The following is a 9876-nucleotide window of genomic DNA, read 5'->3' as shown; positions in this document are numbered from 1 at the left end:
CCCTCTCCGATAGGTGAGCGCGAAGCATCACCCGCTGCATATAATGGTCTCGCCGCGGAAATGCTCCGCATAGTAAATTTTTCATAGGCTTATTTTATTTTTGCAGGGTCAAGCCGCGGCATTGATGCGGCAGACCATTCCGTCGGCCAGCCATTGACCGAGGCAAGCGCCCGCAAGCGCGATGCCACCCTGCTCGCCCAGCCCCGCAACCAGCGCTTCACATAATGAAGCGAACGGGAGCCCGCTGCGCGCCAGCAGCAACACGTGAAGCTCAGCCTGCTCGATCGTTCGGAAGCGCGCGGTGAAATGCTCGCGCCAGACGAACACAGCGCCGGGTTCGGGCAGGATTTCGGCGGCCGGTGGCATCTCCCCCGCCATCAGAGCCGCCAATATTGCCGGTGCGTTGGTCGCGATCGCGCGATGATCGAGCGTCGGGGTGAAATGGAGTGTGGCGCGATCCCAATCCACGTCGGTGACGTCGGCCGCGCCGATCACCGGGGCATCGGGACCGACGAACGCCTCGCCCAACGCCCATTCGACCCACGCGAGCTCGGCCACCTCGGGATCATCGGGATAAAGCAGTGCCAGCATGTCGGGAAAATCGCGGCCATACGCGTCGAGGGTCCAGCTACTCGGAGGCACGCGCCGGATATGGTGGATCGTCGCCTCGGTGAACGCCGCTTGGCCGATCCAGTCGCGCGTCCGCGCGAAGCTTTCCTCGAGGCAGGCGGTGAGCGAGCCGCGGTAGTTATTCTGGTAGACCGTCATCCCCGCCGACGCCCGTTCGGCATCCCCGTCACGCAGCCACGCGCCGAACTGGCGCTGCAAGACGAGCAGGCTCATGCCGCCAGCCTTTCCGCGCCGATCGTGCGCGCCGTGCCAAGTTCAGCGAGCAATTCGTGGAGCGGCGGGATCGCATCGTCGCGTTCGATCATCGTCGCGACCGCGCCGAGCTTTGGCAGGACATAGGCATAAAGATCCCATACATCGGCGCAGACCGGCGCATCGTGCGTGTCAATCAGCAATTCGCGCCCCCGGCTATGCCCGGCGAGGTGGATCTGGCGGACTCGATCGGCGGGAATGCCGTCGAGATATGCCATCGCATCGAAACCGTGGTTGGTCGCGCTGACGAAAACATTGTTGACGTCGAGCAACAGGCCGCAGCCGGTCCGCGCGCACAAAGCGTCGAGGAAATCCCATTCGCTCATGTCGGCGCCGTCGAACGCGATATAGCTCGATGGATTTTCGATCAGCATCGCGCGGCCAAGCGCGGTCTGCGCGCGATCGACATTGGCGCAGACCGTATCGAGCGCCTCCTGCGTATACGGCAGCGGCAACAGGTCATGGGCATTGAAGCCCTCGATCCGCGACCAGCTCAGATGATCCGAGACGAACAGGGGCGCGATCTCGTCGACCAATGCGCGCAACCGCTGGAGGTAGGCGCCGTCGAGCCCGTCGGCCGAGCCGAGCGACATCGACACGCCATGGAGCGCGACCGGATACATGGCCCGCACGTCGCGCAGGATCTGGCGCGGCCGGCCGCCATCGACCATGAAATTCTCCGAAATCAGCTCCACGAAATCGACACCGATCCGATGTTCGAGAAATTCGGCATAATGCGGCTTGCGCAGGCCAAGGCCAAAGCCGGCGAAGGGGGGATCGTCATGGCGTATCATCCATAGGGTGGCCCGGCCAACCGGCCGGGCCGATAAGGCTCACTTCGGCGCGGTCAGGCTGCCGCCCTGTGCCTTGCAGGTCTTGGCCGAAAGCTCCTTGAAGCCTTGGCCCTTGCAATCGTTCATGCCCTTGCAGTCATGATTGCCCGACTTGCAGTCGGACTGGCCCTTGCAGCTGTTGACGCCATAGCAATGGACGGCGGCCGCGCCCTTCGCCAGCACCGCAGTGCTCGGAACGGCGGCGGCGAAAGCGACGAGCGCGGCGGAGGTGGCGAGGCTGACGCCGGTGCGAACGGTGAACATGGTTGGGTCTCCCTTGGGATTGCCGGATTGGCCTCTCCCATTCGGGCCCGCCGCGCGCCCGGTTACAGCACGCGCAAAAATTACCAGCGCAGCAGGCGCGGCCCGACCAACGCGCCGAACGCGGCGGCGAGCAGGATGCCGAGCGAATACCAGGTCAGCACGAACAGCGCCGAAACCTCGGGACAATGGAGGCAATAGACCGTCGCCGAAAAAGCCCCAGCCGCCAGTCCCGCCGCCGCACCCGCCGCGCGCAACCGCGTCGGCGCCAGCCGCCGGAACGACCAGAGCAGGCCGATGAAGATCGGCATCGACAAGGTCAGCACCAGCCACGGGCACACCCGCCAGCTATGGCCGAGCCACATCGCCAGCCATTCGGTCTGTGGCGTGCGGATCAGCTCGACCACGCCGACGCCGGCCAGCAGCACGACCGGGATCGCCATCAGCCACAGCCCACGCAGGCTGCCCCCCTCGGGGCGCGCCAGTTGCGCGGTCGCCCAGATCGCGCCGATCGCGAGCGAGATCGTGTAGGTCCACTTCATCCAGAAGGTGAAGCCGTGCATCGCATGCGCGAGATCGGGACGAAATCCGAGGCTGGCCGCGAGCAGCAAGGCCGAGATCGCGGCACCGGCGGCGACGCCGAGCCCGAGCCGCCGGCCGACCGCATAACGACGCACCGGCCGCACATCGGCGGCGAGCCTGTCGATCAGCTGATCGGTCTTCATCGCGCATCCCCCCGCAAACGGGCGGCGAGCGCCTTGAGGCCACGATGGACCGACACCTTGACGTCCGATGCGCCGATCCCGTCGGCCGACGCGGCATCGGCCACGCTCATCCCGTCGATATGGGTCGCGCGGATCATGCGCGCCTGCTTGGGCGGCAATGTCTGCAGCAATTGATCGACGTCCATCCGTGCATCGCTTAAATCCTGAAACCCTTCCGCGACCAGTATCTCTTCCAACCCCTCGATCGGGACGGTGCGCCGGTTGGCGCGGAAATGATCGACCATCTTGTACCGCGCGATCGCAAACAGCCACGCCGTGAACGGGCGATCGCGATCATAGGTGGCCCGCCGCGTGTGGACCGCAATCAACGTATCCTGGATCAGATCATCGACATCGTCGCCGGTCGAGCGACGGCGATAGAAGCTTTCGAGCAGCGGGATCAGCGCGCGCAGCAAGGCGGCATGGTCGGCGGCATTGCCGTCGAGACCGCCGATCATCATGGTCCGCAACTGTTCCTCGCTGGCTCGCATTCGCACTCCCTCGAGCCCGTTCGGCACAGACCGGCCGATGGTTACAGCGCGCGGCGCGGATAAGCGAAAATATTCCGGTGGCGCCTTTTGTAACCCGGTCGAACCGCCCCGCGAATGGGCAGGGTGACCGGTTTCACCGCCTCCTTCCCGGTCACCGCGCGGCCCGGTTTCCACGCCGGGCTGCGCGAGAGGCGACACAACAAGGGAGACTTTCTCATGCGTTCGACCCATGCCGCCATCGCCGCCGGCCTCGCCCTCGCCATTGCGGGCGCCGCCGCCTCCTCCGCCAGCGCGCAGGCCTCCCAGCCGATGGAGAAATGCTACGGCGTTGCGCTGGCCGGCAAGAATGATTGCAAGGCGGGGGCCGGCACGAGCTGCGCCGGCACATCGAAGGTGAATTATCAGGGCAATGCCTGGAAACTGGTCAAGGCCGGCACCTGCGTCACGACCAAAACCCCCAAGGGCAACGGATCGCTCACCCCCAAGGCGTGATCGCCATGGCCGGAGCGGTAAATGCGCTCCGGTCGCTTCTTCAGGAGACCGCCATGCTCCCCCTGCTTGCGCTCTACGATCGCGCGACCACCCGCGTTTCCGCGCTGATGCCCGATGCCGCTCTGCTGCTGGTCGCCCGCCTGGGCATCGCCAGCATCTTCTTTCTGTCCGGGCGGACCAAGGTCGAAGGTCTGTTCACGATCACGCCCGCCACTTACGAACTGTTCCGCAGCGAATATGCATTGCCGCTTATCCCGCCCGAGCTCGCCGCGGTGGCGGGGACGGTATCGGAACATCTTTTTTCGACCCTGCTCGTGCTCGGCTTGGCCACGCGGCTCTCGGCGGCGGCGCTGCTCGGCATGACCATGGTGATCGAGATCTTCGTCTATCCCGATGCATGGCCGACCCATCTCAGTTGGGCGGCGATCTTGCTACCGCTGATCGCCAAAGGCGGCGGCGCATGGTCGCTCGATCGGGTCGTACGCTCTTCATCCTTCTCGAAAGAGGCGCGGGGGAGCACGCGCTGATCGTTAATCATTTATCCATGCCCCTTGGCTTGATCATATATCGTCGCTAGCGAGTCTCAACTGTCGGGGGATCGCAGGCAGGATCATGAGTCAGGGGTCAGCGCCGGGGCGGCAAGCCGTCATTGAGGCTCCAGAAGCTTCGGGGAACGGGCGGCCGCGTGCGTCAAGCACACCGCCCCCGCGTTTTCTCGCTCGTACTTTCGGCAGCTTCGAGATCGTCGATCGCCAGACCCACAGCCTGGTCGCGATCCGATCGCGCAAGGCGACCGCGCTGATCGCCTATCTCGCCGTCTCGCCCGGCCAGTCGATCACGCGCGATCGCGCGACCGGCCTGCTGTGGGGCGATCGCGGCGAAGAGCAGGCGCGCGCCAGCCTGCGCCAGGCACTCACCGAATTGCGTGCCACGACACTTGGGCTCGCCGGTGCACTGCGGGTGGATCGTCGCGAGATCGCCTTGGTGCCCGGTCTGGTGGAGACCGAACTCGAGGAACTGGCGGGCCTCGCCACCGAAGGCGGGCTGGCGCAGCTCACCGCGGCGGTGGATCGTGCGGACGGCCGCCCGCTTGCCGATCTCGATGGGATCGACAATGATTTCAATTCGTGGCTGCTGGTCGAGCGCGAACGCAAGATCGGCCAGTTGCGTACCCTGCTGCTCGATCAGGTCCAGTCTGTGCAGGCGGACGAGGTCGCTTACGGCCGGCCGATCATCGCGTCGCTGCAGCGGATCGATCCGGCCGACGAGGTCGCCGCGCGCGCGGGCCTCGAACTGGACAGTCTTGCAGGTGATCTGGCCGGATTGCACCGGCGCTACCGCGCACTCGAACGCACGCTGAAAGATGAATATGATACCGTCCCTTCGCCGCAGACCCAAGACGTGTTCCGCCGGCTCACCGCGATGCGCCCCGTCGCGGCGACGGTCGCAGGGCCGCTGACTGTGGCGCCCACGACCTTTCATCCGTCGCCCAGGCAGAGCGGGATCGAGCCGCCGGTCGTGCTGGTCCTGCCGATCGAACTGGTCGGCGGCGACAGCGAGGACATGCTGCTCGCGCAGGTCTGCGCCAGCGAGATCGAGACGGCGCTCGGCGGGGTCGCCGACCTGCGTGTGCTGTCTGTGCCCGAGCCGAGCATCGAGCGGCTGGAGGCGGCGCAAAGCAGTTCGATCTCGTCCTACTCGCTCAAGGGGTCGATGCGGCCGACCGGCAAGTCGCTTCATCTGACCTGGCGGCTGGTACGGCTGTCGGATGGGATGGTCGCATGGTCGCGCAAATCCTCGCTCGGGCGGTTCGGATTGGGCGAGGCGATGGACGATGTCGTCGCGCAGGCGGCGGGCGCGGTGATGCCGGTGGTCGAGCGCGACCTGACCCACCGCATCGCCACCGGCGAGCAGGGCGCCGAGACCGCCTACAGCCTCTATCTGCGCGGGCGCACCATCTCGCTCTCGTCGAGCAGCCTCGACCATAGCCGCGAGGCAGCCGCCCTGTTCGAGCAGGCAGTCGCGCGCGATCCCAATCTGGTCAACGCGCATCTCAGCCTCGCGCGGCTCTACAATACCGATTTCCACGAGCGGATCGCAGGCCATGATCCGATGCCGCTGCGCAAGCGCGCCTTCGACCTCTACAGCCATGCCGCGCGGATCTCGCCGACCTCGGCACTTGCGCGGGCGGGCATGGGCTGGTGCTATATGCGCCGCGCCGACCTGCGGCAGGCAAATGCGAAGTTCGAGGAGGCTCTGGAACTTTGCCCCAACCATGCCGATTGCCTGAACGAGCTCGGGGTCGCCTACACCCATATGGGCGATCTCGATCATGCCGGCGATCTGCTGCGCCGGGCATTCGAGCTCAACCCCTTCCCGCCCGACGAATATTTCAGCGACATGGGCGTGCTGCAGTTGTTCCTCGGCGATCATGACGGGGCCGAGGGGCAGTTCGAGGTCTCGCGCCACGAGGCGCTTCATTATCGCGCCTTCCGTCTTGCCAATCGCGCGCTGATGGGATCCTGGCCCGGTATGGAGCAGGCTGCGGATGAGGTGCGCGCGGGCTTCCGCGGGATCTGGCAGGGAATGCTGCCGATGACCGATCGCAATATCTATGAATCGGTTCTGCTCTATTCGCCGATCCACCATCAGGCCGGGCGCGACCTGTTCCGCGACGGCCTAATCGCGGCTGGCCTCGAGATCGGCTGAGGCGCGCACGAGCCGTTCGACATAGACGGTGCGTGGGACGGGGGCGGCCGCCTCGGGACGGCGGATTTCGCGAGCGACCGTGCCGATCAGCAGATCGGTGTCGCGCATTTTCTGGCTGAACGCGCATTGCCGCAGACGATCGGCCGCATCGGCCGCGGAGTCCTCGCCGATCGCTACCGCCAGCCGCGTGAAGATCGCATCCCACGTCCGATCGCGAAAGGGCATTGCCCGCGCGATCCGGATTGCAGCCTGCGCGACCGCCGCATCGAGACCACTCGCTACGATGGAGGCCTCCGCGTCGACGAGCGCCAGGGTAAGCGGCGCATGCCCCAGTTCGGCCGGGGCGTGCGACACCATCACCGCATCGTCGCGATCGATTTTCCCATCGCGATACGCTTCGTAGACCGCACCGACCCCGATCATACCGTACAGATCGAGTTCGGCGGCGCGCAATGCGCCGAGGCTGGCTGCACCATAGACGGCGATCCCGGCCTCGATCAGCAGCAGGATTTCCTTGTGCCAAACGGTCGGGCCAGTTTCGAACACACCATCGACGAGCAACACCGCTGCCGGCCGCTCACGCAACGTCGCCAGCAGATCACCGCATTTCGCCGGCGGGCGCAGATCGAAGCCCGGGGGCAATACGCCGCGCTCCCGCTGCAGGCTCGGCCCCGCGAAAAGGATGATCTTTGGGCTCATCCGCGATCCTTAGGGCTGGTTTCGCGTGGAGTGAAGCAGACCGCCCCATCGCGATCGACCTATTGGACGAGATGGATACGATCGAGACCCAGTTTCCTGTCGCCGTCTGCCACGCTATCGAGCGTCAGCGCCATCGAGGCCAGCCCCGCCGCCGTGAGCGCGACATATTGGACGCGGTGTTGTTGCCCCCTAAAGGCCTGACGGATTCTCGCGGTTGGAGATTGCGATAAATTCGCGGGGTGATCTGTAGCCGAGCGCGCGGTGCGGATGCACCTCATTATAGTGATCGAGCCAGATCGGGAGCTGGTCGATCACGGACTGCGCATCGGGCTTGGCGCTGACGCGTGCATAATCGCGCTTGAGGGTTCGGACGAAGGCTTCCGCCATGCCGTTGCTTTGCGGGCTCTCGACAGGCGTGGTGCGCGGGACGAGGCCGATGTCTCGCGCGAAACGCCGGGTGTCGTGTGCGGTGTAGCAGCTGCCGTTGTCAGTCAGCCATTCGATGGCGTGGGGCAGCCTGTTGATGCTTCCGAAGCGATGCTCGACAGTGGCGACCATGAGGTCGCGGACATCGCCGGCGGAAATTCCGCCCGTGGTCGCGACGAACCCCATGGCTTCCCGGTCGCAGCAATCGAGAGCGAAGGCGACGCGGACTTTTTCGCCATTGTCGCAAGCGATCTCAAGCCCATCGGAGCACCAACGGCTGTTGCGGGTATCGACCGCAACCCTGCCATCGTGCCGACGTTCCTCGCCACATCCGCTGTGTCGCTGCAGCAGCAGGCCATGGAGCTTCATGACTCGGTAGATCCGCTTGGCATTCGGCGGTTGTCGTCCATGCCGTTCGGCCTGGCGACGAAGCAGCGCATGAACGCGACGATAGCCGTAGGTCGGCAGATCGACGATCAGCGCACGAATATCGGCGACGAGATCACCGTCGGGAAGCGGCGGTCGCCCCCGGCGGCGTACTGGTCCGCGATGGCGCATGGTGGAGAGATGAGGTCGCGAGATACGGACCGCCTCCGCCACCGCGCTCACTGGCCACCCTTCGGCAACGAGGTCGAGCGCAACAGAAGTTTTTTGGGCCTGCGGCCTGGGAGACGGCTTCCCGGAGGATCTCGTTCTCCATGGTTTTCTTGCCGAGCAGACGCTGAAGCTCGGCCACCTGCGCCTCCAGCGCGCGATAGTCGGAGGCTGGCACGACTTCCTCGCCGGCGGTCGCGGCTGTCAGCGCTCCCTGGCTCATCAGGCGTCGCCAGGTGAATAGCTGATTGGCGCCGACACCATGCTGGCGGGCCACGAGCGAGACGCTCATCCCCGGCAGATAGGTCTCCTCGACCATTCGAATCTTCTCTTCCGGTGTCCAGCGCCTCCGGCGCTGGACACCGGACAGAACCTCCACGCGCTCGTAGCGCCTAGGCATATCGTCGGTCATACGGCTCACTCTTATCTAAGAGCGAGGACCTGTCAGGCGATTTCGGGGGCTACCTCACGCGGTGATCGCGGGCATCCTCGGTCTTGTGCAGCAAGCCCATCTCCATCAGCCGGGCGATATAGCGCAAGCCCGTCGTCGCAGGCGCGCCTGAGCCCAGACACACGCTGCTGACATTGATCGCCTGCCCTTCACGGTATGAGATGTACAGATCGAGCAGGATGTTCAGCGGCGGATTTACGAACAGCATGGCATCGCCAAACACCTTGCCGGGTACTTCATTGGCGCGCTTCCAGGCCTTGGCCAGAAGCAGCCGCCGCGCCTCGATGGGCGGGGGCGCGCCATCACCTGGATCCGTAGCAAGCGTTGAAATTACACGCGCTTCATCGCTCACTATATCTTCGTTATTATGCATTTGACGCCCTCTCCACCTGGCGTATCACGCCTGTGCGCCACGTCTTTGCATGGTCGGCGCCTGGAAGATTTATGCCGGCTTGCTCTTTCCAGGGAAGAGAAAAAGAAGCGACGAAGACGATTAAATCTTCGAAGGTCGTTACTTGGGCGACGGCACGTTCGATGGGGTCGATGGGATGGCTCCCGCCGCCTTTACTTGGCCGTGCTGACATATCGAGCCGTCCTGGGACGGGATCTATTTTTCGAAACGCAGTCGCGCCAACCCTAGCCGTTTGTCGCTATCGACCGCGGCGTCGAGCGACTGTTCCATCCGCACCTTTCCTGTAACCGTAAGATCGACGTAACAGACACGAAGGTCCTTCTTGTCGTCGGTTTTCTGAACGAGTCCGAGATGCAACAGTCTGGTGATGTAGCGCAATGCCGTTGTCGCTGGTGCCCCCGACGCGATACAGGCGCTACTGACGTTGACCTCCCGATTTTCGCGAAAGGAAATGTACAAATCCAGCAGGATGTTGAGGGCTGGATTGACGAATAACATCGGATCATCAAAGAATTTGCCGGGCAGTTCGCCGGCGCGTTTCCAGGCTTTTGCCGTCACCAGCCGTCTTGTCTCGATATCGGATGCTACGGCCCCAGATGCTTGTGGGGCGTGATTATCGGCAATCGTCATTACTGCCACTTCCGCACGCACCTGCACCGGTATTCGGGCGTAATCGGCCCCTCCCAGTCATCACCCACATCGCGTCCCCTGATTTCGGCCGGCAAAGCCGACGGTCCATGTCTTCGCATGGTCTGCGCAGCAATCTATGCGTGATTGATCGCGGTTGGGAAGAGGAAAAACATGAGGATTGAAAGGGTTGCCCGCCATCCCGATCGAAGCCGGCCACTGCGACGGATGAAAC

General features: G+C 64.4%; 12 protein-coding genes. 3 read left to right on the top strand and 9 right to left on the bottom strand.

Features of this window, described 5'->3' with window-relative positions; all coding sequences use genetic code 11:
* Nucleotides 1–108 precede the first annotated feature (108 nt).
* The 5 genes from AB4Z44_RS23300 to AB4Z44_RS23280 all read right to left on the bottom strand — a co-directional run bounded on the left by AB4Z44_RS23300 (nt 109) and on the right by AB4Z44_RS23280 (nt 3231).
* Complete coding sequence (locus AB4Z44_RS23300) at nt 109–843, bottom strand: putative DNA-binding domain-containing protein (RefSeq protein ID WP_404712031.1); 735 nt, start codon at nt 841–843, stop codon at nt 109–111.
* Nucleotides 840–1676 (bottom strand): DUF692 domain-containing protein, encoded by an 837-nt coding sequence (locus AB4Z44_RS23295; protein WP_404712030.1) that lies wholly within the window; start codon nt 1674–1676, stop codon nt 840–842. The genes AB4Z44_RS23300 and AB4Z44_RS23295 overlap by 4 nt, the downstream gene beginning before the upstream one ends.
* A gap of 39 nt (nt 1677–1715) precedes the next feature.
* Nucleotides 1716–1979, bottom strand: a complete 264-nt coding sequence (locus tag AB4Z44_RS23290; protein WP_404712029.1) for a hypothetical protein — start codon at nt 1977–1979, stop codon at nt 1716–1718.
* A gap of 80 nt (nt 1980–2059) precedes the next feature.
* Nucleotides 2060–2701 (bottom strand): DUF1109 domain-containing protein, encoded by a 642-nt coding sequence (locus AB4Z44_RS23285; protein ID WP_404712028.1) that lies wholly within the window; start codon nt 2699–2701, stop codon nt 2060–2062.
* Complete coding sequence (locus tag AB4Z44_RS23280; protein WP_404712027.1) at nt 2698–3231, bottom strand: sigma-70 family RNA polymerase sigma factor; 534 nt, start codon at nt 3229–3231, stop codon at nt 2698–2700. Before AB4Z44_RS23280 ends, AB4Z44_RS23285 begins: the two co-directional genes overlap by 4 nt.
* A 216-nt stretch (nt 3232–3447) precedes the next feature.
* Here AB4Z44_RS23280 and AB4Z44_RS23275 point away from each other — a divergent pair, with 216 nt between their 5' ends.
* The 3 genes from AB4Z44_RS23275 to AB4Z44_RS23265 all read left to right on the top strand — a co-directional run bounded on the left by AB4Z44_RS23275 (nt 3448) and on the right by AB4Z44_RS23265 (nt 6432).
* Nucleotides 3448–3723, top strand: a complete 276-nt coding sequence (locus AB4Z44_RS23275; protein WP_404714315.1) for a DUF2282 domain-containing protein — start codon at nt 3448–3450, stop codon at nt 3721–3723.
* Between the two features lie 53 nt (nt 3724–3776).
* The gene (locus AB4Z44_RS23270; protein WP_404712026.1) at nt 3777–4250 is read left to right on the top strand and encodes a DoxX family protein; all 474 of its coding nucleotides are present in this window, start codon (nt 3777–3779) and stop codon (nt 4248–4250) included.
* Between the two features lie 85 nt (nt 4251–4335).
* The gene (locus tag AB4Z44_RS23265; RefSeq protein ID WP_404712025.1) at nt 4336–6432 is read left to right on the top strand and encodes a tetratricopeptide repeat protein; all 2097 of its coding nucleotides are present in this window, start codon (nt 4336–4338) and stop codon (nt 6430–6432) included.
* On the opposite strand, the gene AB4Z44_RS23260 is transcribed toward AB4Z44_RS23265, so the two are convergent.
* From AB4Z44_RS23260 to AB4Z44_RS23245, 4 genes are all read right to left on the bottom strand, one after another.
* Nucleotides 6403–7131, bottom strand: coding sequence for a TfuA-like protein (locus tag AB4Z44_RS23260; protein ID WP_404712024.1), 729 nt, complete (start codon nt 7129–7131; stop codon nt 6403–6405). The two genes, AB4Z44_RS23265 and AB4Z44_RS23260, sit on opposite strands and share 30 nt — an antisense overlap.
* Nucleotides 7132–7320: 189 nt before the next feature.
* Nucleotides 7321–8551 (bottom strand): IS3 family transposase gene (locus AB4Z44_RS23255; protein ID WP_404714235.1). Its coding sequence is split into 2 segments (ribosomal slippage): nt 7321–8217 and nt 8219–8551, totalling 1230 coding nucleotides; the frame shifts between segments, so codons are not numbered across the junction.
* Nucleotides 8552–8612: 61 nt separating this feature from the next.
* Nucleotides 8613–8975: a hypothetical protein gene (locus tag AB4Z44_RS23250; RefSeq protein WP_404712023.1), complete on the bottom strand. Its 363-nt coding sequence runs from the start codon at nt 8973–8975 to the stop codon at nt 8613–8615.
* 234 nt (nt 8976–9209) lie between these two features.
* A complete protein-coding gene (locus AB4Z44_RS23245) occupies nt 9210–9644 on the bottom strand; it encodes a hypothetical protein (protein ID WP_404712022.1) in 435 nt (144 codons plus the stop codon).
* Nucleotides 9645–9876 lie beyond the last annotated feature (232 nt).

The sequence above is a fragment of the Sphingomonas sp. MMS24-J13 genome (assembly GCF_044905095.1).
GTDB lineage: Bacteria > Pseudomonadota > Alphaproteobacteria > Sphingomonadales > Sphingomonadaceae > Sphingomonas_I.
Note: the sequence above shows the minus strand (reverse complement) of the source record. Positions and strands in the feature narration are given on the sequence as shown.